The sequence below is a fragment of the Streptomyces sp. NPDC005004 genome, from assembly GCF_053600675.1.
Map to the genome: position 1 here is coordinate 133,095 of NZ_JBSGAH010000013.1, position 22,254 is coordinate 155,348.

Annotated in this window: 23 protein-coding genes; 8 read left to right on the forward strand and 15 right to left on the reverse strand. The window is 72.7% G+C overall.

Annotated features, from left to right (window positions below; all coding sequences use genetic code 11):
* Nucleotide 1: 1 nt before the first annotated feature.
* The 5 genes from ACWEEU_RS20315 to ACWEEU_RS20335 all read right to left on the reverse strand — a co-directional run bounded on the left by ACWEEU_RS20315 (nucleotide 2) and on the right by ACWEEU_RS20335 (nucleotide 6,035).
* On the reverse strand, nucleotides 2-1,519 hold the full coding sequence (locus ACWEEU_RS20315) for an MFS transporter (RefSeq protein WP_385745146.1): 1,518 nt from the start codon (nucleotides 1,517-1,519) through the stop codon (nucleotides 2-4).
* Nucleotides 1,516-2,067 carry a TetR/AcrR family transcriptional regulator gene (locus ACWEEU_RS20320; protein ID WP_385745148.1) on the reverse strand — a complete coding sequence of 184 codons (552 nt, stop codon included), beginning with the start codon at nucleotides 2,065-2,067 and terminating at the stop codon, nucleotides 1,516-1,518. The genes ACWEEU_RS20315 and ACWEEU_RS20320 overlap by 4 nt, the downstream gene beginning before the upstream one ends.
* An 87-nt stretch (nucleotides 2,068-2,154) precedes the next feature.
* Nucleotides 2,155-3,126 (reverse strand): aldo/keto reductase, encoded by a 972-nt coding sequence (locus tag ACWEEU_RS20325; RefSeq protein ID WP_451734004.1) that lies wholly within the window; start codon nucleotides 3,124-3,126, stop codon nucleotides 2,155-2,157.
* A 154-nt stretch (nucleotides 3,127-3,280) separates the two neighbouring features.
* Nucleotides 3,281-4,705: an argininosuccinate lyase gene (gene argH, locus ACWEEU_RS20330; protein WP_451734006.1), complete on the reverse strand. Its 1,425-nt coding sequence runs from the start codon at nucleotides 4,703-4,705 to the stop codon at nucleotides 3,281-3,283.
* Nucleotides 4,706-4,832: 127 nt separating this feature from the next.
* A complete protein-coding gene (locus ACWEEU_RS20335; RefSeq protein WP_385745154.1) occupies nucleotides 4,833-6,035 on the reverse strand; it encodes an argininosuccinate synthase in 1,203 nt (400 codons plus the stop codon).
* A gap of 90 nt (nucleotides 6,036-6,125) precedes the next feature.
* Here ACWEEU_RS20335 and ACWEEU_RS20340 point away from each other — a divergent pair, with 90 nt between their 5' ends.
* Nucleotides 6,126-6,737: a pyridoxamine 5'-phosphate oxidase family protein gene (locus tag ACWEEU_RS20340; RefSeq protein WP_451734008.1), complete on the forward strand. Its 612-nt coding sequence runs from the start codon at nucleotides 6,126-6,128 to the stop codon at nucleotides 6,735-6,737.
* Here ACWEEU_RS20340 and ACWEEU_RS20345 read toward each other — a convergent pair.
* Entirely contained in the window at nucleotides 6,734-8,185 is a 1,452-nt protein-coding gene (locus ACWEEU_RS20345) for a sensor histidine kinase (protein WP_451734010.1), read from the reverse strand. The two genes, ACWEEU_RS20340 and ACWEEU_RS20345, sit on opposite strands and share 4 nt — an antisense overlap.
* 2 nt (nucleotides 8,186-8,187) lie before the next feature.
* A complete protein-coding gene (locus ACWEEU_RS20350) occupies nucleotides 8,188-8,928 on the reverse strand; it encodes a response regulator transcription factor (RefSeq protein ID WP_385745160.1) in 741 nt (246 codons plus the stop codon).
* Nucleotides 8,929-9,074: 146 nt separating this feature from the next.
* Between ACWEEU_RS20350 and ACWEEU_RS20355 the strand changes: the two genes are divergently transcribed.
* The 5 genes from ACWEEU_RS20355 to ACWEEU_RS20375 are packed head-to-tail and all read left to right on the forward strand — an operon-like array spanning nucleotide 9,075 to nucleotide 13,982.
* On the forward strand, nucleotides 9,075-10,424 hold the full coding sequence (locus ACWEEU_RS20355) for a ferredoxin reductase family protein (RefSeq protein WP_451734013.1): 1,350 nt from the start codon (nucleotides 9,075-9,077) through the stop codon (nucleotides 10,422-10,424).
* Nucleotides 10,425-10,439: 15 nt separating this feature from the next.
* Nucleotides 10,440-10,883: an FMN-binding protein gene (locus ACWEEU_RS20360; RefSeq protein ID WP_451734015.1), complete on the forward strand. Its 444-nt coding sequence runs from the start codon at nucleotides 10,440-10,442 to the stop codon at nucleotides 10,881-10,883.
* 58 nt (nucleotides 10,884-10,941) lie between these two features.
* Nucleotides 10,942-12,324, forward strand: a complete 1,383-nt coding sequence (locus ACWEEU_RS20365; protein WP_385745166.1) for a ferredoxin reductase family protein — start codon at nucleotides 10,942-10,944, stop codon at nucleotides 12,322-12,324.
* Between the two features lie 49 nt (nucleotides 12,325-12,373).
* The gene (locus ACWEEU_RS20370; RefSeq protein ID WP_451734017.1) at nucleotides 12,374-13,189 is read left to right on the forward strand and encodes an FMN-binding protein; all 816 of its coding nucleotides are present in this window, start codon (nucleotides 12,374-12,376) and stop codon (nucleotides 13,187-13,189) included.
* A 52-nt stretch (nucleotides 13,190-13,241) separates the two neighbouring features.
* Entirely contained in the window at nucleotides 13,242-13,982 is a 741-nt protein-coding gene (locus tag ACWEEU_RS20375) for an FAD:protein FMN transferase (RefSeq protein ID WP_385745192.1), read from the forward strand.
* A 122-nt stretch (nucleotides 13,983-14,104) separates the two neighbouring features.
* On the opposite strand, the gene ACWEEU_RS20380 is transcribed toward ACWEEU_RS20375, so the two are convergent.
* The 7 genes from ACWEEU_RS20380 to ACWEEU_RS20410 form a co-directional block, all read right to left on the reverse strand.
* Nucleotides 14,105-14,650 carry an arginine repressor gene (locus ACWEEU_RS20380; RefSeq protein ID WP_385745170.1) on the reverse strand — a complete coding sequence of 182 codons (546 nt, stop codon included), beginning with the start codon at nucleotides 14,648-14,650 and terminating at the stop codon, nucleotides 14,105-14,107.
* Nucleotides 14,651-14,657: 7 nt separating this feature from the next.
* Nucleotides 14,658-15,875 (reverse strand): acetylornithine transaminase, encoded by a 1,218-nt coding sequence (locus ACWEEU_RS20385; RefSeq protein WP_451734019.1) that lies wholly within the window; start codon nucleotides 15,873-15,875, stop codon nucleotides 14,658-14,660.
* Nucleotides 15,872-16,789 carry an acetylglutamate kinase gene (argB, locus tag ACWEEU_RS20390; protein ID WP_451734021.1) on the reverse strand — a complete coding sequence of 306 codons (918 nt, stop codon included), beginning with the start codon at nucleotides 16,787-16,789 and terminating at the stop codon, nucleotides 15,872-15,874. Before argB ends, ACWEEU_RS20385 begins: the two co-directional genes overlap by 4 nt.
* Nucleotides 16,786-17,937 carry a bifunctional glutamate N-acetyltransferase/amino-acid acetyltransferase ArgJ gene (gene argJ, locus ACWEEU_RS20395; RefSeq protein ID WP_451734023.1) on the reverse strand — a complete coding sequence of 384 codons (1,152 nt, stop codon included), beginning with the start codon at nucleotides 17,935-17,937 and terminating at the stop codon, nucleotides 16,786-16,788. The genes argB and argJ overlap by 4 nt, the downstream gene beginning before the upstream one ends.
* Nucleotides 17,934-18,962 (reverse strand): N-acetyl-gamma-glutamyl-phosphate reductase, encoded by a 1,029-nt coding sequence (gene argC / locus ACWEEU_RS20400; protein ID WP_451734025.1) that lies wholly within the window; start codon nucleotides 18,960-18,962, stop codon nucleotides 17,934-17,936. Before argC ends, argJ begins: the two co-directional genes overlap by 4 nt.
* A gap of 199 nt (nucleotides 18,963-19,161) precedes the next feature.
* Entirely contained in the window at nucleotides 19,162-20,118 is a 957-nt protein-coding gene (locus tag ACWEEU_RS20405) for a hypothetical protein (protein WP_451734027.1), read from the reverse strand.
* 111 nt (nucleotides 20,119-20,229) lie between these two features.
* Nucleotides 20,230-20,817, reverse strand: coding sequence for a hypothetical protein (locus tag ACWEEU_RS20410; protein ID WP_451734029.1), 588 nt, complete (start codon nucleotides 20,815-20,817; stop codon nucleotides 20,230-20,232).
* 161 nt (nucleotides 20,818-20,978) lie between these two features.
* On the opposite strand from ACWEEU_RS20410, the gene ACWEEU_RS20415 reads away from it, so the two are divergent.
* The gene (locus tag ACWEEU_RS20415; protein ID WP_385745184.1) at nucleotides 20,979-21,218 is read left to right on the forward strand and encodes a hypothetical protein; all 240 of its coding nucleotides are present in this window, start codon (nucleotides 20,979-20,981) and stop codon (nucleotides 21,216-21,218) included.
* Nucleotides 21,215-21,667 carry a DUF6314 family protein gene (locus tag ACWEEU_RS20420; protein ID WP_385745186.1) on the forward strand — a complete coding sequence of 151 codons (453 nt, stop codon included), beginning with the start codon at nucleotides 21,215-21,217 and terminating at the stop codon, nucleotides 21,665-21,667. Before ACWEEU_RS20415 ends, ACWEEU_RS20420 begins: the two co-directional genes overlap by 4 nt.
* On the opposite strand, the gene ACWEEU_RS20425 is transcribed toward ACWEEU_RS20420, so the two are convergent.
* The gene (locus ACWEEU_RS20425) at nucleotides 21,649-22,242 is read right to left on the reverse strand and encodes a histidine phosphatase family protein (RefSeq protein WP_385745188.1); all 594 of its coding nucleotides are present in this window, start codon (nucleotides 22,240-22,242) and stop codon (nucleotides 21,649-21,651) included. The two genes, ACWEEU_RS20420 and ACWEEU_RS20425, sit on opposite strands and share 19 nt — an antisense overlap.
* Nucleotides 22,243-22,254 lie beyond the last annotated feature (12 nt).

Consider the following 22,254-nt stretch of genomic DNA (forward strand, 5'->3'; position numbering starts at 1 on the left):
CCTAGTCGGCGAGTTTCTGCTTCCTCAGCGAGAACCATGCCGCCGACGCCGTCATCAGAAGCACCGCCGCCCCCGCTCCGCACGCCAGGTGCAGGCCGTGCACGAAGGCTTCCCTGGATGCTTCCAGGAGGTCGTGCGCGGTCGCCGGGGGCAGTTTTGTCGCCGTTTCCACCGCCGCGCCCAAGGACTCGTGGACCATCGGTGGCGTGCCCGGCGGAGCCGTGAAGTCCCGGTACGCCGCGGTCACGATCGAGCCCAGGAGGGCGATGCCCAGGGCGGCACCGAGTTCGTAGGCCGTCTCCGAGACGGCGGAGGCGGCGCCCGCCTGGTTCTTCGGCACGCTGGAGAGGATCACGTCGGCGGTGACGGTGAAGGAGAAGCCCGCGCCTATGCCGACGATCAGGAGGACGGCGCCCAGGAGCGGGTAGCCGGTGGACTCGCTGATCGTGGTGAGGGCGGCGAGAGCGAGGCCGATGGCGGCCAGGCCCGCGGAGACCACCGCGCGGACCGAGAAGCGGCGGGCGGCGCGGCCCGCGAAAAGGCCGGCGCCGACCGCTCCGACGGCGGCGGGCAGTTCGGCCAGACCGGCCTCGAACGGGTGCCTGCCCTGCACCAGTTGAAGGTACTGGGACAGGAAGAACACCAGCCCCGACATCCCCAGCACGGTGAGCAGGTCGGCCAGGACCGCCCCGCCGAAGCCCCGGCGCCGGAAGAGGCGTACGTCGAGGAGCGGGGTGGGCAGGGCGAGTTGGCGGCGTACGAAGCCGAGGAGCGCGGCGGCGCCGAGCGCGCCCGCGGCGAGGGCGGGGGCGGTGGGGCCGTGGGTGGCGGTCTCCTTGACCGCGTAGACCACGCCGAGCATCCCGGTCAGGGAGAGGGCGACGCTCGTCAGGTCCCAGGGGCCGGGGCGCGGGTCGCGGGACTCGGGGAGGGTGCGGGCGCCGACGAGGACCAGCAGGGCCGTCACCGGCAGGTTGATCAGGAAGACCGAACCCCACCAGAAGTGCTCCAGGAGGAAGCCGCCGACGATGGGCCCGACGGCCGTACCGGCGGAGGCGGTGGCGCCCCAGACGCCGACGGCGAGACTGCGTTCGCGCGGGTCGTGGAAGAGGGTGCGGATCAGGCCCAGGGTGGCGGGCATCAGGGTCGCGCCCGCCACGCCGAGCAGGGCGCGGGCCAGGATCATGAGGCCGGGGGTCGTCGCGTAGGCGTTGAGGACGGAGAGCGCGCCGAACGCGGTCGCGCCCCACAGCAGGACGCGCTTGCGGCCGACGCGGTCGCCGAGGCTGCCCATGGAGACGAGCAGTCCGGCGATGACGAAGGAGTACACGTCCCCGATCCACAGCAGTTCGGTGCCGGAGGGGTGCAGGTCCTCGCTGATGAAGGGGGTGGCGAGGCCGAGGACGGTGGCGTCCACGGCCACGAGCAGCACGGCCAGGGTCAGGACGGCGAGCGCGAGCCAGCGGCCCGGGCGGGGTTCCGTACCGGTGACGACGGCCGGCCGCAGGGTGCCGGTCATGGTTCCTCGTTCCTGAGGGCGCCGCCGAGCAGCAGCTCGGCGACCATGGTGGGGAAGTCGCGGGCGGCCACGCGGCCGTCCAGGGTGGCCCAGGCGCAGGCGGTGATCAGGCCGTAGAGCGCCTCGGTGAGCCAGGCGGGGGTGAGGTCGATGCGCAGCTCGCCCTCGCGCTGTCCGCGCCGGAAGAGCGCGCCGATCCGGGTGTCCAGGCGCTCCCAGCCCTCGTTCTGGCCCTGTCCCTCCCAGAGCTGGCTCTCGCCGTAGAGGAAGGCGACCAGTCCCGCGGCGGACTGCAGCTCGCGCACCAGGCGGCGGACGGCCTCGCTCGCGGGGCCCTCGTCGAGCCGGGCGCGGTCCAGCGCGGCCTCGCACTCCGCGATGCCGAGGGCTTCCAGCGCGCGGACGAGCGCGTCGCGTCCGGCGAAGTGACGGTGCAGGGTGGCGCGGCTGATTCCGGCGGCACGCGCGACCTCGTCCATGGTCGCGGTGGATCTGCGGGTCAGCAGGGCGGCGGCGCTGCGCAGTACGTGGTCTCGGTCCAGGGCCATGAGACAAGGGTACCTCTAGTGAGACATCAGTGTCTCATTGCAGGCATGTGTGACTCACCCGGGCCTGGTCGTGCCGGTGGCGTGACCTCAGTGCCAGGGCAGCTGTCCGCGCCGCTCCCAGTAGGCGCGCGGGTCCTCCGCGAGGGCGGCGAGACGGGCGAGCCGGTCCTCGTCCAGGTCCACGGCGGCCGCGTGCAGGTTGGAGGTGAGCTGGGCGGCGGTCGCGGCGCCGGAGAGCACCACGTCGGCCCAGGGGCGGCACAGGATCAGGGCGAGGGCGACGGCGTCGGCACCGAGACCGGTCTCCTCGGCCACCTCGCGCAGGAGCTCGGGTGCGGCGGGCCCGGCGAGCCTGCCGTTGGCCATGCCCTCCTTGACGATCACGGTCAGCCCGGCGTCGCGCGCCTCCGCGAGGGCGGCTCCCGCCGATGTCTCCAGGGCGTTGTACGTCGACTGCACACTGCGGAAGAGCCGCTCGCCGTCCACCGTGATCTTCAGTGCGGCCCGGATGGCGTCCGCCTGCGCGGGGCCGCTGGTGGAGAAGCCGATGGTGAGACCGCCCGCCGCCGCCTCCGCGAGCCGCTCGTGCAGGGCGCGGTCGGTGAGCGCCGGGCTGTCGGGGGTGACGGAGTGGATCTGGTAGAGGTCGAGCCGGTCCCCGAACAGGGCGCCGGTCTCCGCGCGCTGGCGTTCGTAGGTCGCCAGGGAGTGGTCCTTGACCTCGTGCCGCTCGGCTTCGGTCGACCAGCCGGCGGTGTAGGTGTAGCCCCACTTGCTGCCGATCACGACGTCGTCCACGTCTTCGCGTGCGCCCAGCCAGTCCGCGAGGAACTCCTCCGCCCGGCCGTAGGAGCGGGCGGCGTCGAAGTAGCGGACGCCTTGCGCGTAGGCGGCGTCGAGGAGTTCGTGGGTACGGGCGCGCAGCGCCTCGACGCCGCGGTCCGCTCCGAGATCCCGGTCCCTCCCCAGGTTGATGTAGCCGGGACGGCCCACCGCGGCGAGCCCCAGACCGATGTGGCGGGTCGGTGTCGTCGCGGCTGCGAGGCGGGCGAAGGGCATCTCGGGCTCCGTTCGGTCGGCTGCGGTGACCAACGTAACCGGTACGCCCAGGAGCTCGGGTGGTTCGGCTCCTGGGCGTCCGCGGGTGCGTTGCGGCTTGGCGCGCCCGCGCGGCGGTGGCCGCACATCGACGCAGCCCCGCGCCCCTGAAGAACTAACTGCGCCTCGCCCAATCGTGCTGGGACTCCACGTCCGTCTTCAGTTCCGCCAGCTGAACCGCCACCGCGCTCGGAGCCGTTCCTCCCCGGCCGTCGCGGGAGGCGAGGGCACCGGGGACGTTCAGGACCGTGCGGACCTCGGGGGTGAGGTGAGGGGAGATCTTGGCGAACTGGTCGTCCGTGAGGGCGTCCAGTTCCTTGCCCTCGGCTTCCGCGGTCTTGACGCACTCGCCCGCGACCTCGTGGGCGACACGGAAGGGGACGCCCTGCTTGACCAGCCATTCCGCGATGTCGGTGGCGAGGGAGAAGCCGGCGGGGGCGAGCTCCTCCAGCCGTTCACGGTGGACGGTGAGGGTGGCGATCATGCCGGTGAAGGCGGGGAGGAGGACTTCGAGCTGGTCGCAGGAGTCGAAGACGGGCTCCTTGTCCTCCTGGAGGTCGCGGTTGTAGGCGAGGGGGAGGGCCTTGAGGGTGGCGAGGAGGCCGGTGAGGTTGCCGATCAGGCGGCCGGACTTGCCCCGCGCCAGCTCCGCGATGTCCGGGTTCTTCTTCTGCGGCATGATCGAGGAGCCGGTGGAGAAGGCGTCGTGCAGGGTGACGAAGGAGAACTCCTTCGTGTTCCAGATGATGATCTCCTCGGCGATCCGGGAGAGGTTCACCCCGATCATCGCGGTGATGAAGGCGAACTCCGCGACGAAGTCCCGCGAGGCCGTGCCGTCGATGGAGTTGCCGACGCTGCCGCGCTCGAAGCCGAGGTCGCGGGCGACCGCCTCCGGGTCGAGCCCCAGGGAGGAGCCGGCGAGCGCGCCGGAACCGTACGGCGAGACGGCCGTGCGCGCGTCCCACTGGCGCAGCCGCTCGGCGTCCCGGGACAGGGACTGCACATGGGCGAGCACATGGTGGGCGAAGAGCACCGGCTGCGCGTGCTGGAGGTGGGTGCGGCCGGGCATGGCGACGTCCGGGTGGGCCTCGGCCAGGCCGATCAGGGCGTCCTGGAGGTCCGCGATCAGACCCCCGATGATCCGGGCGTGGTCCCGCAGGTACATCCGGAAGAGGGTGGCCACCTGGTCGTTGCGCGAGCGTCCCGCGCGGAGCTTGCCGCCGAGGTCGGGGCCGAGGCGTTCGAGCAGACCGCGCTCCAGGGCGGTGTGCACGTCCTCGTCGGCGATGGTGCCGACGAAGTCGCCGGACGCCACGTCCGCTTCCAGCTGGTCGAGCCCGGCGAGCATCCGGGTCAGCTCGTCCTCGGTGAGCAGGCCCGCCGTGTGCAGCACGCGCGCGTGGGCGCGGGACCCCGCGATGTCGTAGGGCGCGAGCCGCCAGTCGAAGTGGACGGACGCGGACAGCTTCGCCAGGGCCTCGGCGGGACCGTCGGCGAAACGGCCGCCCCAGAGCCGTACGTCACCGCTGTTGCTGCTCACTGCGTTGCTCCTCGGGTGTGGCTGGGTGTACGACCGCCTCCCCGCCCTGGCAGGCGAGGAGGCGGTCGTTCTGCTGCTGTCCTTCTAACGACGCTTCTTGCGCGAGGTCGCCTAAGCCAGGTCCACGTCAGGCTTCGCCCGCCAGATCACGCCGCGCGGCGATCTTCGACGACAGGCTGTAGATGTCGATGAAGCCCTTGGCCGCGGCCTGGTCGAAGGTGTCGCCGGTGTCGTAGGTGGCGAGGTTGAAGTCGTACAGCGACGACTGGGACCGGCGGCCGGTGACGACGGCGCGGCCGCCGTGCAGGGTCATGCGGATGTCGCCGGAGACGTGCTCGTTGGCCTCGGCGATGAAGCCGTCGAGGGCGCGCTTGAGCGGGGAGAACCACTGGCCGTCGTAGACCAGTTCGCCCCAGCGCTGCTCCACCTGCCGCTTGTAGCGGGCGAGTTCGCGCTCGACGGTGACGTTTTCCAGCTCCTGGTGGGCGGTGATCAGGGCGATGGCGCCCGGAGCCTCGTACACCTCGCGGGACTTGATGCCGACGAGACGGTCCTCGACCATGTCGATCCGGCCGATGCCCTGGGCGCCCGCGCGCTCGTTGAGCTGCTGGATGGCCTGGAGGACGGTGACCGGGCGGCCGTCGACGGCGACCGGCACACCGCGCTCGAAGGTGATGACGACCTCGTCGGCCTCGCGGGCCTCGGCCGGGTTGGAGGTGTACTCGTAGATGTCCTCGATCGGCGCGTTCCAGATGTCCTCCAGGAAGCCCGTCTCGACGGCGCGTCCGAAGACGTTCTGGTCGATGGAGTACGGGGACTTCTTGGTGGTCGCGATCGGGAGGTTCTTCGCCTCGCAGAAGGCGATCGCCTTGTCCCGGGTCATCGCGTAGTCGCGGACCGGGGCGATGCACTTCAGATCGGGGGCGAGGGCGACGATGCCGGCCTCGAAGCGGACCTGGTCGTTGCCCTTGCCGGTGCAGCCGTGGGCGACCGTGGTGGCGCCGTGCTTCTGGGCGGCGGCGACGAGGTGCTTGACGATGGTCGGCCGCGAGAGGGCCGAGACCAGCGGGTACCGGTCCATGTAGAGGGCGTTCGCCTTGATCGCCGGGAGGCAGTACTCCTCGGCGAACTCGTCCTTGGCGTCGGCCACTTCGGCCTCCACCGCACCGCACGCGAGGGCGCGCTTGCGGATGACGTCCAGGTCCTCGCCGCCCTGGCCGACGTCCACCGCTACGGCGATGACCTCGGCGCCCGTCTCCTCGGCGATCCAGCCGATGGCGACGGAGGTGTCCAGTCCGCCTGAGTAGGCGAGTACGACGCGCTCGGTCACGGGTTTCTCCTCACGTGCATTCGCTGTTATGCATGAGTATGCAGAACCCCGCATGATTCGTCAATCGCGGCGCACGGGTAGGCACCGGGCATGGGAAAGACATATGAGCGCATCGAGGGCAGGCTGCGGAGATTCATCGAGGACCAGCCCCTCTTCTTCACCGCGACCGCGCCCCTGGCCGGCGACGGCACGGTCAACCTCTCGCCCAAGGGTCTGCGGGGCTCATTCGTCGTCCTGGACGACCTCACGGTGGCCTACCTCGACTTCGCGGGCTCCCACGCGGAGACCGTCGCCCACCTGCGCGAGAACGGCCGGATCACCCTGATGTGGTGCGCCTTCCAGGGCCCGCCCAACATCGTCCGCGTCCACGGCCGCGGCGAGGCCGTGCTCCGCGACGACCCCCGCTTCCCGGGGCTCCTGACCTCGTTCCCGGACATCGATCCCACCCGGCACGGCCTGCGGGCCGTCATCGTCGTCCGCGCCGAGCTGATCCGCGACTCCTGCGGCTACGCCGTCCCGTACCTCGCCTACGAAGCGGACCGAGAACTGCACGCCAAACGCTTCGCCCGCGAGGACGACGCCTCGCTGAGCGCGTACTTCGCCGGGAAGGACCACATCGCCACCAGCATCGACGGCCTGCCGGGGCTGCCCCTGCCGCTGCCACCGACCGGGACCGGGCCCGGGGTGGGCGCCGACGGCTAGGGCAGCCGCACCACGAACGTCGTGCTTCCCGGCACGCTCTCCACCCGCACGCTTCCGCCGTGCGCCTCCACCACCGCCGACACGATCGACAGACCGAGCCCGGCCCCTCCTCCCGGGGAGTCCGCGAGGCGCCGGTGTTCCGCGCGGGTGAACCGCTCGAAGACGTGGGCGCGGACCTCCTCGGGGATGCCGGGGCCGTCGTCGTGCACGGAGAGCCGGACCGCGCCGTCCTCGGCGGCCAGGGTGACGGTGACCTCGGTGCCGGGCGGGGTGTGCAGCCGGGCGTTGGCCAGGAGGTTGGCCAGGACCTGGTGCAGACGGTGGTCGTCGCCGGTGACGGTGACCGGTTCCTCGGCGAGGTCGAGGGTCCAGCGGTGCTCCGGGCCCACGGCGCGGGCGTCGGTGACCGCGTCCAGGACCAGCCGGGTGAGGTCGACCGGACGGCGCTCCAGCGGGCGCCCCGCGTCGAGGCGGGCGAGCAGCAGCAGGTCGTCCACCATCGCGCCCATCCGGGCGGACTCGGCGGCGATGCGCTCCAGCGCGCGGGTGACCTCGGCCGGTACCGGGCCGGGGTGCAGCAGCGCGAGTTCCGCGTGCCCGCGCACGGAGGCGACCGGGGTGCGCAGTTCGTGGCTGGCGTCGGCGGCGAAGCCGCGCAGCCGCTCCTCGCTCGCCTGCCGCTTGGTCAGCGCGTCCTCGACGTGGCCGAGCATCCGGTTGACAGCGGTGGCCACGCGGCCGACCTCGCTGCCTGTCTCGGCGACCGGCACCCTGGGCGGGAGGGCGACCTCACCGCTGGCCAGCGGCAGCCCGCTCACCCGCACGGCGGTCGCCGCGACCCGGTTGAGCGGCCGCAGCGACCAGCGGACCCACAGCGCCCCGGCCACGCCGGTGACCACGAGGGCCGCCCCGAAGACGACCCCGGAGACCAGTTCGAGGCGGTGGACGGCCGCCTCCACCGGCTCCATGGGAAGCCCGACCACCAGGACGTCGCCGTCGCGGCCCCGGTTCGCCGCCAGCCGGTAGTGGTGCAGGGCGGACAGCCGGACCGTACGCGGGCTGCCGTCGGGCGGCAGCGCGGCCAGCGCCCGCTCGTCCGCCGGGGTCAGGGCGACGCTCAGGTCGGCGGCGGGGTCACCGGGCCGTACGAGGCCGCGATGGGTGACCTTGCCGTCGACGAGCCGGGCGCCGAAGGTGCCCGCCGCCTGCCGCCGGGTGTCGCCGTACTCGTCGCCGTCGTGGTCGTCGGGCAGGAGGCCGTGGTGTTCCAGGCTCTCCGGGAAGCGGTCGCCCGCCTCCACGAGCTGCTGGTCCAGACGCCGGGTGAGGAAGCCGTTCAGCTCCACGACCGCGGCCAGGCCCACGGCCGCGCAGCTCACGGCGAGCAGGACGACCAGGCCGGCGGTGAGGCGGGCGCGCAGGGTGCGGGGCAGCCGCGGCCGTGGCATTCTCACCGGCCCACCGGCTTCAGCACGTACCCCGCCCCGCGCACGGTGTGGATCATCGGCTCGCGCCCCGCGTCCACCTTCTTGCGCAGGTAGGAGATGTACAGCTCGACCACGTGCGCGCGGCCCCCGAAGTCGTAGGACCACACCCGGTCGAGGATCTGGGCCTTGCTCAGGACACATCGCGGGTTGCGCATGAGGTAGCGCAGCAGCTCGAACTCGGTCGGTGAGAGGTCGATCAGCTCGCCGGCGCGCGTCACCTCGCGCGCGTCCTCGTCCATGACCAGGTCGCCCACGGTCAGGCGCGGCCCCTCGTCCAGGAGGCGGGCCATGCCCGCGCGGCGCAGGAGTCCGCGCAGCCGGGCGACGACCTCCTCCAGGCTGAACGGCTTGGTCACGTAGTCGTCGCCGCCCGCCGTGATCCCGGCGATCCGGTCCTCGACGGCGTCCCGCGCGGTGAGGAAGAGCACACAGACCTCGGGCTCGATCTCCTGGAGGCGGCGCAGCACGGCGAGGCCGTCGGTGTCCGGCAGCATCACGTCCAGGACCACGGCGTCGGGCCTCAGCTCCCGCGCCGCGGCGACGGCCGAGGCGCCGTCGCCCTCCGCGCGCACCTGCCAGCCCTCGTAGCGCAGGGCTCCGGTGAGGACCTCCGCGAGGTCGGGGTCGTCGTCGACGACGAGGACGCGTAGCGGGGTGCCGTCGGGACGGGTGAGCGTGGGGCGGCCGGAGCGGGAGGTGTTCATCGCGCTCTCCAGCATCCCCGACGCGCGGGGGTGGGACGCGCGCTCCGGGCTGTGAGTTTCCTCTGAAGATCCCGGAGCTCGTTCAGAGGTCCCTCAGAGCTTCGCCCCGCACAGTGGCGGTCCGGACGGACGAAGGGACATCGCCGATGATCACCGTGGACGAGGGGCGCGCGGCGCCGCCCGTGTCACCCCCGGCCCGCCGCTCGCCCGCCGTACCGCTGCTGGTCCTGCTGTGGGCGGGCGCGGCTGCCGTGCTCGCGCTGTGGTGGACCGGCACGGACGCGGTCGTCGGCGCGGCGGGCTGGCTGACCGGCGCCGGGCGGATCACCGGCCTGCTGTGCGGGTACGCCTGCGCGGTCCTGGTCGGTCTGATGGCGCGGGTGCCGCTGCTGGAGACGCGGATCGGCTCGGACCGGGTCGCCCGCTGGCACGCCCTGGCCGGACGGTGGACGGTCTCCCTACTGGCCGCGCACGTCGTGCTGATCATCGCGGGGTACGCCGCTCAGGAGGGGGCCTCGCTGTGGCACGAGACCGTCACCGTCGTCCTCGACTACCCCGACATGCTGAAGGCGACGGCGGGCACGGCCGTGCTGTGCGCGGTGGGGATCACCTCCGCGCGGGCGGTGCGCCGCCGCACGAGCCACGAGTTCTGGTACCGCGTCCATCTGCTGACCTACGCGGCGGTGTTCCTGGCCTTCGGGCACCAGGTGGCCCTGGGCGCGGACCTGGGCGGCCGGGCGGCGAGCGCCGCGTGGTACGCGCTGTACCTCTCGGTCGCGGCGCTGGTGCTGTGGTTCCGGGTGCTGGTCCCGGTGCGGCTGAACCTGCGGCACCGGCTGCGGGTGGAGTCTGTGCGCGCGGAGGCGCCGGGGGTGTACTCCGTGGTCGTGACCGGCCGCCACCTGGACCGACTCGGCGCGCGGTCGGGTCAGTTCTTCCGCTGGCGGTTCCTCGGCGCGGGCCTGGCCGGCACCTCCACCCCCTACTCGCTCTCCGCCCCGCCGCTCCCCGGCCGGCTGCGGATCACCGCCAAGGCGCTGGGCGACCACAGCGCGCGGGCCGCCCTGCTGCGGCCGGGCACCCGGGTGTGGGCAGAGGGGCCGTACGGGTCGCTCACCGCCGAGCGGGCCACCAGCCACCGCTCGCTCCTCATCGCGGCCGGGGTCGGCATCACCCCGCTGCGCGCGCTGTTCGAGACGCTGCCCGGGGAACCGGCGCTGCTCTACCGGGCACGCGGGCCCGAGGACCTCGCGCTGCGCGGGGAGCTGGAGACGATAGCCCACCGACGCGGCGCACCGCTGCGGTACGTGCTCAACGGCCCGCACGGCGAACGCCCGCTCCTCACCCCGGAGTGGCTGCGCTCGGCGTACCCCGGGCTGCCGGGACACGACGTCTTCCTCTGCGGCCCCCACCCGTTCGCGCAGGACGTCTACGAGGCGCTGCGGGCGGCGGGCGTCCCGGACCGGCGCATCCACCACGAGTCGTTCGAGCTGTGAGACCGGAGAATCACCGTGCACCCCTTGCGCAAGAACCGGCCCCTGCGCCGTACCGTCCTGGCCTGCGCGGCCGCCGTCGCCGCGACGGTGCTGCCGCTGTCGCTGAAGCCGCACACGAACCCGGGAGCGACGGCCGTACCGCCACCGGCGTCGTCGGGCACGGGCAGCGGCAGCGGCAGCGGCAGCCGTACCGTCACCGGGGACATGGAGCGGACGCGGTGGGGGCCGGTGCAGGTGCGGATCACGCTCGAGGCCGGCAGGCTCACCGACGTGACCGCGGTCCGGCATCCGTCGGACAACCCGCGCGACCGGGAGATCAACGCGTACGCCCTGCCCCGGCTGCGTGCCGAGGCGCTGGCGGCCCAGAACGCGGACATCGACACCGTGTCGGGAGCCACCTACACCAGCACGGGCTACCGGCAGTCGCTCCAGTCCGCGCTCGACTCCGCCGCCCGCTGAACACTCCGGGCGCACCGCGCGTATGTGTGGGCCAAGGGTCAAGTCCCCCGGAGGAACCGTGACCACCACGCTTGCGGGCGGACGTGCCGCCCGCCGCCAGACGATGCGCCGCATTCGCCCGCGCCGCTCCCCGGCCGTACCGCTGCTGCTGGCCGTGTGGGCCGGGGCGGTGGCCGTGCTGTGGCTCTGGTGGCACAACACACCGTCCATCGCGGACAACACCGGCCGGATCGTGAACGCGGGCCGGATCACCGGGCTGCTCGCCGGATACCTGATGGCGCTGGTCGTGCTCCAGATGGCGCGCGTACCCGCCCTGGAGCGGCGGGTCGGATCGGACCGGGTGGCCCGCTGGCACGCGATGAGCGGCCGCTACACGCTCAGCCTGGTCCTCGCGCACGTCTTCCTCGTCATGTGGGGCTACGCGCTCCAGGCGGGCAAGTCCCTCGGGGACATCGTCCAGCAGACGATCGACTCGGTGAACCAGTTGCCCGACATGGGCAAGGCGGCCATCGGCACCGGCCTGTTCGTGGTGATCGGCCTGTCGTCCATCGGCGTCGTGCGGCGCAGGCTGCCGTACGACACCTGGTACCACGTGCATCTGCTGACGTACGCGGCCGTGTTCCTGACGTTCTGGCACCAGATCACCACCGGCAACGACTTCGCGGTCGAGCCGACGGCGAAGACCTTCTGGTACGCGCTCTACGGCGCGGTGACCGCGCTGGTGCTCTGGTACCGGATCATCGTGCCGATCCGGTTGAACCTGCGTCACCGGATGCGCGTGGAGGCGGTGATCGAGGAGTCGCCGGGCATCGTGTCGGTGCTGATCTCGGGCCGCAAGCTGCACCGGATGGGCGCGCAGGCGGGCCAGTTCTTCCGCTGGCGGTTCCTGGCTCCTGGGATGCGGTTCAGCTCGCACCCGTACTCGCTGTCGGCCGCGCCCCGCCCGGGGATGCTGCGGATCACCGTGAAGGCGATCGGCGACCACAGTGCGCGGCTGCGCGAGCTGACGCCGGGCACGCGGGTGTGGGCGGAGGGGCCGTACGGCGCGCTCACCGCGCAGCGGCGCAGCCGGGGCAAGGTGCTGCTGGTCGCGGGCGGTGTGGGCATCACGCCGATGCGGGCGCTGTTCGAGACGCTGCCCGGAGCGGCCGGTGACATCACCCTGCTCTACCGGGCCAACACCACGCAGGACCTGGCCCTGTGGGACGAGCTGGCGACCATCGCGGAGGAGCGTGGCGCCCGGCTGATGTACGCGGTGAACAGCCCGGAGGGGCAGCGTCCTGACATCTCTGCGGAGAACCTCCAGCGCAAGATCCCCGACATCGACCGCCACGACGTCTTCATGTGCGGGCCGCCCGGTTTCGCGCAGTCGGTGTACGAGGCCCTGCGCGGCGCCGGGGTACCCGCCCGCCGTATCCATCACGAGTCGTTCGAGATGTGAACAGCGCTCACCGAAGACCGTTCGCACGAGACCTGGAGCCCTGGAAGACATGAGGAAGAGCCACCCGATTCGGCGGGTCGTGCTGGCCACCGCCGCGACCGTGTCCGGTGTCGTGCTGCTGCTGTCGCTGAAGCCCGCCACCGATCCGTCCTCGGCGTCGGCGTCGGGCGCGGCACCGCAGCAGACGGCGGCCGCGCAGGAGTCGCCGCAGGGCGGCGCGGAGCAGGCCCGTGCCGACGGGACGGTGACCGGGGACGTGGCCCAGACGCAGTACGGCGCCGTGCAGGTGCGGCTGACCGTGCGCGGCGGGAAGATCACCAAGGCGGAGGCGGTCCAGGCCCCGAAGGGCGGCACCAGCGACCAGAAGACCGCGCTGTCGGTGCCCAGGCTGAACCAGGAGGCGGTGGTCGCCCAGGGCGCGGACATCGACTCGGTGTCGGGGGCGACGTACACGAGCGCGGGGTACAAGAAGTCGCTTCAGTCGGCGCTGGACAAGATCAAGACCACCCCCGCGGACTCCGGCTCCGGCTCCAAGTCCGGCACGGGCTCCAAGTCCGGCTCCGGCGGCTCCGGTTCGGCCGAGGCCGCCGCTCCCCGTACCGTCACCGGCAAGGCGGCGCAGACGCCGTACGGCGCCGTCCAGGTGCGGATCACGGTCAGCGGCAAGAAGATCACCAAGGCGGAGGCGGTCCAGGCGCCCAAGGGCGGCACCAGCGACCAGAAGACCGCGCTCTCCGTGCCGAGGCTCAACAAGGAGGCCGTGGCGGCCGGGAACGCCGACATCGACTCGGTGTCCGGCGCCACCTACACCAGTACCGGATACAAGCAGTCGCTGCAGTCCGCGCTGGACCAGGCCGGTGGCTGAGCGCGTGGCCGAGCGGGCGAAGGACAACGCGGTGCGGCACGCGGAGGAGGTCATGGGGACCGTGTTCTCCTTCGACGTGCGCGGCGGCGAGGCGGACGCGGTACGCACGGCCCTGGACGAGGTGGTCGCGGGTCTGCACCGGGTGGACGCGCTGTTCAGCACCTACCGCGAGGACAGCGAGGTCTCCCGGCTGGCCCGGGGCGAGCTGACGGTGGAGCAGTGCGCGCCGGAGGTCGCCGAGGTGCTGGATCTGGCGGCCGAGGCGGAGCGGGTGAGCGAGGGCTGGTTCAGCCCTCGCTACCGGGGCTCGCTGGACCCGACCGGGATCGTCAAGGGCTGGTCCGCCGAGCGGGCGGCGCGGGCCCTCGCTGCCGTGGACGGGGTGCGCGGGGTCAGTGTGAACGGCGGCGGCGACGTGCAGATGTGCGGCGCCCCCGAGCCGGGGCGGGCGTGGCGGGTGGGCGTGGCCGATCCGCTGCGGCCCGGCGGGCTCGCGGCGGTGATCTCGGCGGCCGGCACGGAGGAGCTGTCCGTGGCGACGTCGGGGACGGCCGAGCGGGGAGCGCACATCGTGGATCCGGGCACCGGCAAGTCCGCGGTGACCGACCTGGTCGCGGTGACGGTGGTGGGCCCCCGGCTGACCTGGACGGACTGCTGGGCCACGGCGGCGTTCGCGATGGGCTCGCGCGCGGGTCTCGCCTGGCTGGAGTCGCTGCCGGACGTGGAGGGCTTACTCATCACCGCGGGGGACGAGGTGCGCTGTACCGGGGGGCTGGCGACGCGGCTGGGCTGACCTGCCGCCGCCGTATCGCGCCTGCGCGGCGCACCGGGCAAGGGGCGTACGGGAGTTGTGTGACTCCGGTACGCCCCTTCGCCGTACGGACGCGCCATACGGACTCGCCGTGCGAACGCCCGTCAGTGTCCCTTCTGCGCCAGCTGGAGCAGATGGTCGGCGAGCGCCTGGCCGCCGGTGGGGTTGCGGCTGATGAGCAGCAGGGTGTCGTCGCCGGCGATGGTGCCGAGGATGTCCTGCAGTTCGGCCTGGTCGATGGCCGAGGCGAGGAACTGGGCCGCGCCGGGCGGGGTGCGCAGCACCACGAGGTTGGCGGACGCCTCGGCGGAGATCAGCAGCTCCTGGGACAGGCGCCGCATCCGCTCCTCCTTGGCGGACTCCCCCAGCGGGGCGCGCGGGGTGCGGAAGCCGCCCTCGCTGGGCACCGCGTAGATCAGGTCGCCGTCGGTGTTGCGGATCTTGACCGCGTTCAGCTCGTCGAGGTCGCGGGAGAGCGTCGCCTGGGTGACGCTCAGCCCGTCGTCGGCGAGCAGCTTGGCGAGCTGGCTCTGCGAGCGCACCGGCTGCCGGTTGAGGATGTCCACGATCCGGCGGTGGCGGGCGGTGCGGGTCTGCGGCACCGCGGGCCCGGCTCCCCCCGCCTGTCCGGGGTCCTGCGCCTGGCTCATCGTCGTCTCATTCTCCGGCTCGTCCGTCCTCTCGGCTTACGTCGAGGATGCCGGGCAGCGCCTGGAGGAAGGCGTCCGCCTCGTCGTCGCGGAGGTTCAGCGGGGGCATGAGCCGTACGACGTCGGGGGCGGGCGCGTTCACCAGGAACCCGGCTTCCTGGGCCGCCGCCTGCGCCTGCGCCGCGTACGGTCCGGTGAGCACGATACCCAGCAGGAGCCCCGCGCCCCGTACGTGGTCGACCAGCGGGTGGCCGAGCGCCTCGATTCCCGCGCGCAGGTTCTCGCTCTGCCGCTTGGTGTGGGCGAGGAGTCCCTCGGCCTCGATGGTGTCGAGCACGGCGAGTCCGGCGGCGCACGCGACCGGGTTGCCGCCGAAGGTGGTGCCGTGCTGGCCGGGCTGGAGCAGGTCGGCGGCGCGGCCGAAGGCGATCGTGGCACCGAGCGGCAGTCCGCCGCCGAGGCCCTTGGCGAGGGTGACGATGTCGGGGAGTACGCCGTCGTGGGCCTGGTAGGCGAACCAGTCGCCGGTGCGGCCGACGCCGGTCTGCACCTCGTCCAGGACCAGCAGGGCGCCGGTGGCGGCGGTGATGGCGCGGGCGGCCTTGAGGTAGCCGGGCGGCGGGACCACGACGCCGTTCTCGCCCTGGATCGGCTCGATGACGACCAGGGCGGTCTCGTCGGTGACGGCGTCGGCGAGGGCGCGGGCGTCGCCGTAGGGGACGTGGGTGACCTCGCCGGGCAGCGGCAGGAACGGGGTCTGCTTGCCGGGCTGGCCGGTCAGCGCGAGGGCGCCCATGGTGCGGCCGTGGAAGCCGCCGGTGGTGGCGACCATGTGGGTGCGCCCGGTCAGCCGGCCGATCTTGAGGGCGGCCTCGTTGGCCTCGGCGCCGGAGTTGCAGAAGAACACCTTGCCGTCGCGCCCGAACAGGCGCAGCAGGCGCTCGGCGAGGGCGACGGGCGGCTCGGCGACGAAGAGGTTGGAGACATGGCCGAGGGACGCGATCTGCGTACTGACGGCCTTCACCACGGCCGGGTGCGCGTGGCCGAGGGCGTTCACGGCGATGCCGCCGACGAAGTCGAGGTACCGCTTGCCGTCGGCGTCCCACACGGCGGTGCCCTCGCCGCGCACGAGGGGCAGGCGCGGGGTGCCGTAGTTGTTCATGAGGGCGCCCTGCCAACGGGCGGTGAGTTCGGCGTTGTTGGTGGTGGTGCTGGTGTCGCTCATGACTCCCCCGGGGTGTCCGGCTCGTCGTCGGGCACGACCATGGTGCCGATGCCCTCGTCCGTGAAGATCTCCAGCAGGATCGAGTGCTGGACCCGGCCGTCGATGACGCGGGCGGTGTTCACGCCGTTGCGTACGGCGTGGAGGCAGCCCTCCATCTTGGGCACCATGCCCGAGGACAGCTCGGGCAGCAGTTTCTCGAGCTGGGTGGCGGTGAGGCGGCTGATCACCTCGTCGGAGTTCGGCCAGTCCTCGTAGAGGCCCTCGACGTCGGTGAGGACCATGAGGGTTTCGGCGCCCAGCGCAGCAGCGAGTGCCGCAGCCGCCGTATCAGCATTGACGTTGTAGACATGACCGTCGTCCTCGGAGCGGGCGATGGAGGAGACGACCGGGATGCGGCCGTCCGCGAGCAGGGCCTCGATGGCGCCGGTGTCGATCTCGGTGATCTCGCCGACGCGTCCGATGTCCACGAGTTCGCCGTCGATGCGGGGCTGGTGGCGGGTCGCGGTGATGGTGTGGGCGTCCTCGCCGGTGAGGCCGACGGCGAGCGGGCCGTGCGCGTTGAGCAGGCCGACCAGCTCGCGCTGGACCTGGCCGGCGAGCACCATCCGTACGACGTCCATGGCCTCCTCGGTGGTGACCCGGAGCCCTGCCTTGAACTCGCTGACGATGCCGTGCTTGTCGAGCGCGGCGCTGATCTGCGGTCCGCCGCCGTGCACGACGACCGGCTTGAGGCCGGCGTGGCGCAGGAAGACGACGTCCTGGGCGAAGGCGGCCTTCAGGCCCTCGTCCACCATGGCGTTGCCGCCGAACTTGATGACGACGGTCCTGCCGTGGTGGCGGGTGAGCCAGGGCAGCGCCTCGACGAGGATGCGGGCCTTGGGGAGCGCGGTGTGCTTCCGCGTCGGGGTGCTCATGAGCTGTACGCGCTGTTCTCGTGGACGTAGTCGGCGGTGAGGTCGTTGGTCCAGATGGTGGCCGTCTCGGTGCCCGCGGCGAGGTCGGCGACGATGTGCACCTCGCGGTAGCGCATGTCGACCAGGTCGCGGTCCTCGCCGACGGAGCCGTTCTTGCAGACCCAGACGTCGTTGATGGCGACGTTGAGCAGGTCGGGGTCGAAGGCGGCCTTCGTGGTGCCGATGGCGGACAGGACACGGCCCCAGTTGGGGTCCTCGCCGTGGATCGCGCACTTGAGGAGGTTGTTGCGGGCGATCGAGCGGCCGACCTCGACGGCGTCCTCCTCGGTGGCCGCGTTGATCACCTCGACCTTGATGTCCTTGCTGGCGCCCTCGGCGTCTCCGATGAGCTGACGGCCGAGGTCCTCGCAGACCGTGCGGACAGCCTCGGTGAACTCCTCCTGGTCCGGGGTGATGCCGGAGGCGCCGGAGGAGAGCAGCAGGACGGTGTCGTTGGTGGACATGCAGCCGTCGGAGTCGACCCGGTCGAAGGTGACCTTGGTGGCGGCGCGCAGGGCCTGGTCCAGTGCGGCGGTGTCCACGTCGGCGTCGGTGGTGAGGACGACCAGCATGGTGGCGAGGCCGGGGGCGAGCATTCCGGCGCCCTTGGCCATGCCGCCGACGGTCCAGCCGTCGCCGTCGACCACGGCCGTCTTGTGGTGGGTGTCGGTGGTCTTGATGGCGATGGCGGCCTTCTCGCCGCCGTGCTCGCTCAGGGCGGCCGCGGCGGTCTCGATGCCGGGCAGCAGCTTGTCCATCGGGAGGTGCACACCGATCAGCCCGGTGGAGCAGACGGCGACCTCGATCGCGCCGCGCCCGAGGACCTCGGCGGCCTTCTCGGCGGTGGCGTGGGTGTCCTGGAAGCCCTTCGGTCCCGTACAGGCGTTGGCGCCACCGGAGTTGAGGACGACGACGGAGACCTCGCCGCTCTTGATCACCTGCTCCGACCACAGTACCGGGGCGGCCTTCACGCGGTTGGCGGTGAAGACGCCGGCGGCGGCGCGTCGGGGACCGGTGTTGACCACGAGGGCCAGGTCGGGGTTGCCGTTGTCCTTGATCCCGGCGGCGATGCCCGCCGCGGTGAATCCCTTGGCCGCTGTGACGCTCAAGGCGCGACTCCGATCGTGGAAAGCCCGGTGGTCTCGTCGAGCCCGAGGGCGATGTTCATGCTCTGTACGGCACCGCCCGCGGTGCCCTTGGTCAGGTTGTCGATGGCGCTGATCGCGATGACGCGGTGGGCGTCGGGGTCGTGGGCGATCTGCACGTGTACGGCGTTGGAGCCGGTGACGGACGCGGTCGCGGGCCACTGCCCCTCGGGGAGCAGGTGCACGAACGGCTCGTCGGCGTACGCCTTCTCGTACGCGGCGCGCACCGCCTGGGCGTCCACCCCGGGGCGCGCCTTCGCGCTGCACGTGGCGAGGATGCCGCGGGGCATGGGCGCGAGGGTGGGCGTGAACGACACGGACACCCGCTCGCCCGCCGCCGCGCCGAGGTTCTGGATCATCTCCGGGGTGTGCCGGTGACCGCCCCCGACCCCGTACGGCGACATGGACCCCATGACCTCGCTGCCGAGCAGGTGCGCCTTGGGCGCCTTGCCCGCGCCCGAGGTGCCGGAGGCGGCGACGATCACGGCCTCCGGCTCCACGAGGTGCGCGGTGTACGCCGGGAAGAGGGCGAGGGAGACGGCGGTCGGGTAGCAACCGGGCACCGCGACGCGCTTGGACCCCTCCAGCGCGGCTCGGGCGCCCGGGAGTTCGGGCAGGCCGTACGGCCAGGTACCGGCGTGCGGGCTCCCGTAGAACCGCTCCCAGTCCCCGGCGTCCTTCAGCCGGAAGTCGGCGCCCATGTCGATGACGAGCACGTCGGGGCCGAGCTGCTCGGCGACGGCGGCGGACTGCCCGTGGGGCAGCGCGAGAAAGACGACGTCGTGCCCGGCGAGGGTCTCGGCGCCGGTCTCTTCCAGCACCCGCCCGGCGAGCGGCACCAACTGCGGCTGCAACGCCCCGAGCCGCTGCCCGGCGTTCCCGTGCGCGGTCACGGCCCCGACCTCGACCGCCGGGTGCCCGAGCAGCAGCCGCAGCACCTCTCCCCCGGCATACCCACTGGCGCCGGCGACAGCCACGCGCACCGTCATGTCAGCCTCCTTCGTTGGCATGACTATACGTAGTGATGCACGTTTATGCAATGACGTGCCGATGGTCCTCGGCACGATCTTCGGCGCTGTTTTCAGGTGCCGGCTGCCCGAGCCCCGCGCTGCCGGGCGTGCGGGGTGGGCAGCCGGGCGTACTCCGCCGCTGTACGGACGGACCGGAGGGTGCCCGCCGCCGCGGGTGTCACGCCCCGCCCAGGTGGGACCGGCGGACGGGATGCCCCTGGGGGCCGGGGATCAGGAAGGATCCGTCGCCCAGGGGCTTCAGGTCGTAGGGGTTGGCCGCCTCGACGGTGATCTCGCCGCCGATCGTGCCCGTGCGGACGTCGACCAGGTGATGGCGGAACCACTCGTCCCCGTCCTCGGTCTCGCCGCCCAGGGTGACGACGGCCGTGTCCGGGGTCAGATAGCCGCCGGACCATTCGACGAACGTCTCCTCCGGGTCGTGGCCGAAGTCCTCGACGGAGAGGGTGAGGAGGACGGTTCCGTCGGGGTGGCGGTGGAAGGCGACGTCCGTCTGGCCGTGCTCGACGGACATGAACCGCTCCCCGCCCGGCGCGAGGTCGATCAGACAGCGGTCCGACCACGGGTAGGTGGTGAACTCCGGCACGCCGTCGGCGCCGACCGTGCCGCGCACGGTGACCGTGCCGTCCTGCCCCTCACCGATGTCGAGGTAGACGCTCCCGTCCACGGGGTGCACGTGATGGAGGGCGCCGTGTCCGGAGGTCTCCAGCTCGTGGCGGGCGAGGACCGCCCCGCTGTCGGCGTCGTGCACCACCCACTGGTCGCAGTCCCCGCGTCCCGCCATCGCGTCCGGCCGGTAGACCCACACGGTCCGTCCGTCCAGGGAGAAGGCACAGCCGGGGCGATGGCCACGGCTCTCCTGGGAGCGCGGCTCGAAGTCCGCCGCCCACACCGGGTCCCCGGCGCGGCTCAGGCAGACGACGCCGTGCGGGGTCGTGTAGACGGCCCGCTCCAGATCGTGCCGCACGGCCGACTCCACGACCTCGTCACCGGCACGCGCCGGGAAGACCGCCACGGGCTCCAGCGCCCCGAAGACGCCGGGCTCCGTCGGACGGTAGGCGCGGATCCGGCCGTCGCGGTGGCGCGTGACGGTCTGTGGAGGGGGCGTGGGAGTCATCCGCAGAGGCTAACGCCCGACGAGAACCACCGGTCGAGCGCCGCCGGTTGGCGCACCCGGCCCGCCGGCAGGCCGGCCGAGCCGGCTCGGGCGTAGCCCCGGGAGTCCCGTTCAGGACCCCGGAAGCCGTTCCACGGGACGGGGCCTGTGGCTGTACTGGACACCCCAATGGCCGTGGCTGACGAGGTACAGGGTCTCGCCGTCGACCTCGAACTCGGCCGGCGGAGGGTCGGGGACGGAGACTCCCGGGAGGACGCGTCGGTTGCCGTCGACGAAGAAGGCGCGCTCCCCGCGATGGTTCCGCGCGTCCGCCCACTTCTGGGCCCGCTCAAGGGTCCACGGGTCCTGCAGCGTCCGGGGAGCGGCCGGGTCGTGGCCGTGGCCGTTGAGACCGCGCACCAGAGCCTCGCTGTAGACCCCCTTGACCCGGAAGTTCTCCAGGTCGTCCGCCCGGACGACCATGTTGACGTACCGGCGCCCGTTGCCCCGGTGCCGCCCCACCGCACGCCACCGCTGGTGCCCGGGGTCCCAGCGAACGGGCGGAATCCACAACAGGGTCCCCGCGCGGAAGTGCTTCGTACCGTGCTGGATGTCGAGACCGCCCTCGCCCCGCACGGTCTCCCGCGACATGTTGGCCACCGGACACCAGCCCAGCAGGCCGTCCGGCACGCCGTCGTCCGTAGGTTCCGTATGGGCCACGGCGAGAATCCTGCGGCACGGGGCGGGGCGGGGGCCAGGGGTTTCGCCAGGTGAGGAGGAGATCTCCGCGCCCGGCGTCGTCGGGCACCGACGGTCGGAGCCTGACGTCGAAGGAGGAGGCGGGCCGGTACGCCGGAGGCGGGCGCCCGTAAGCTCGGGGCATGGATGTGTGGGTGCCGTACCTGGTCCTCTGCGTGGGGCTGGTGACCGTGCTGGGCGCGCTGACCCTGCTCGCCCGGTTCGTACGGCGGCGCGGCGGCGGGGGTGCCGGAGCCGTGCTCGCCGCGTACGAGGAGGCGTTCCGGGCCACGAGTCACATCGCGTATCACGAGGTCACGGCGCAGGCCCGGCGGAAGAAGCCGGTCGGGTCGCCGGACGGCCCGGGGAAGAGGTCCAGGTGAACGGCGCCCACCTGCCGGTGCCCGACGTGCTGGCCCATCTGGCCGGCCGCTGGCGCGTCACCCGCGAGGTACGCGACCTCGCGAGCGGGGACACCGGCCGTTTCGAGGGCAGCACCGTCTTCGCGCCGCTGCCGGACGGTGCACCCGGGCTGCTGCACGAGGAGTCCGGGGACTTCACCTGGCAGGGCGTGACCCGGCCCGCGACCCGCACGCTGCGGTTTCTGCCGGGGCGGACGCGGGGTACGGCGGACGTACGGTTCGCGGACGGGCGTCCCTTCCACGACCTGGATCTGCGCACCGGGCACCACATCGCGGGGCACCCCTGCTCGGCCGACTTCTACCGGGGCGAGTTCACCGTCGCCGACGCCGATCACTGGCGCTCGGTGTGGCGGGTCGGCGGTCCGGCGAAGGACCTGGTGCTGACCACCGACTACGTGCGCGAGGGCTGAGCGGACACCCCGTCCAGGTGGAGGTTCCAGCGGCCCGAGCCGCCCAGGACGGTGGTGGCGGACAGCGGGCGCACGTCGATGTTCCAGTAGGTCGCGGGCGGCGCCTTCAGCGCGTACACCAGGGCCGCGCGGATCACGGCGGGTTCGGCCACGGCGACGATCCGGCCGTATTCGTCCACCGGGCGGGTGTCGAGCCAGCCGCCGACCCGGGAGATGAACGCCAGCAGGGACTCCCCGCCGTGCGGTGAGGAGCGCGGGTCGGTCAGCCAGGCGTCCACCGCCTGCGGCTCGCGCGCCATCGCCTCCCCCAGGGTCAGCCCGCGCCAACGGCCCATGTCGCAGTCGCGCAGGGCGAGTTGGACCAGCGGGGCGTACCCGAGGGCATCGCCGGTGGCGCGGCTGCGCGGGGTCGGGGAGCAGTAGCGCAGCTCGGCGGCGGCCAGCGGGAGCAGGTATCCGACCATCCGCTGCACCTCGTCCCAGCCGGCCTGGTCCAGCGGCCGGTCGTCCCCGAAGCGCTCGGCGTACGACGGGGACCCGTGGGCGGCCGCGACGAACGTCACCCGAAGTGGCATGGGCCGATGGTG

Excerpts from the sequence above, each read along its gene's own strand:
- ACWEEU_RS20380 (WP_385745170.1), bottom strand. The coding sequence starts at position 14,650 with ATGAGCCAGGCGCAGGACCCCGGACAGGCGGGGGGAGCCGGGCCCGCG.
- ACWEEU_RS20345 (WP_451734010.1), bottom strand. The coding sequence starts at position 8,185 with ATGCCACGGCCGCGGCTGCCCCGCACCCTGCGCGCCCGCCTCACCGCC.
- ACWEEU_RS20375 (WP_385745192.1), top strand. The coding sequence starts at position 13,242 with ATGGGGACCGTGTTCTCCTTCGACGTGCGCGGCGGCGAGGCGGACGCG.
- ACWEEU_RS20320 (WP_385745148.1), bottom strand. The coding sequence starts at position 2,067 with ATGGCCCTGGACCGAGACCACGTACTGCGCAGCGCCGCCGCCCTGCTG.
- ACWEEU_RS20315 (WP_385745146.1), bottom strand. The coding sequence starts at position 1,519 with ATGACCGGCACCCTGCGGCCGGCCGTCGTCACCGGTACGGAACCCCGC.
- ACWEEU_RS20405 (WP_451734027.1), bottom strand. The coding sequence starts at position 20,118 with ATGACTCCCACGCCCCCTCCACAGACCGTCACGCGCCACCGCGACGGC.
- ACWEEU_RS20325 (WP_451734004.1), bottom strand. The coding sequence starts at position 3,126 with ATGCCCTTCGCCCGCCTCGCAGCCGCGACGACACCGACCCGCCACATC.
- ACWEEU_RS20370 (WP_451734017.1), top strand. The coding sequence starts at position 12,374 with ATGAGGAAGAGCCACCCGATTCGGCGGGTCGTGCTGGCCACCGCCGCG.
- ACWEEU_RS20415 (WP_385745184.1), top strand. The coding sequence starts at position 20,979 with ATGGATGTGTGGGTGCCGTACCTGGTCCTCTGCGTGGGGCTGGTGACC.
- ACWEEU_RS20425 (WP_385745188.1), bottom strand. The coding sequence starts at position 22,242 with ATGCCACTTCGGGTGACGTTCGTCGCGGCCGCCCACGGGTCCCCGTCG.
- ACWEEU_RS20350 (WP_385745160.1), bottom strand. The coding sequence starts at position 8,928 with ATGAACACCTCCCGCTCCGGCCGCCCCACGCTCACCCGTCCCGACGGC.
- ACWEEU_RS20340 (WP_451734008.1), top strand. The coding sequence starts at position 6,126 with ATGGGAAAGACATATGAGCGCATCGAGGGCAGGCTGCGGAGATTCATC.
- ACWEEU_RS20355 (WP_451734013.1), top strand. The coding sequence starts at position 9,075 with ATGATCACCGTGGACGAGGGGCGCGCGGCGCCGCCCGTGTCACCCCCG.
- argB (WP_451734021.1), bottom strand. The coding sequence starts at position 16,789 with ATGAGCACCCCGACGCGGAAGCACACCGCGCTCCCCAAGGCCCGCATC.
- argC (WP_451734025.1), bottom strand. The coding sequence starts at position 18,962 with ATGACGGTGCGCGTGGCTGTCGCCGGCGCCAGTGGGTATGCCGGGGGA.
- ACWEEU_RS20385 (WP_451734019.1), bottom strand. The coding sequence starts at position 15,875 with ATGAGCGACACCAGCACCACCACCAACAACGCCGAACTCACCGCCCGT.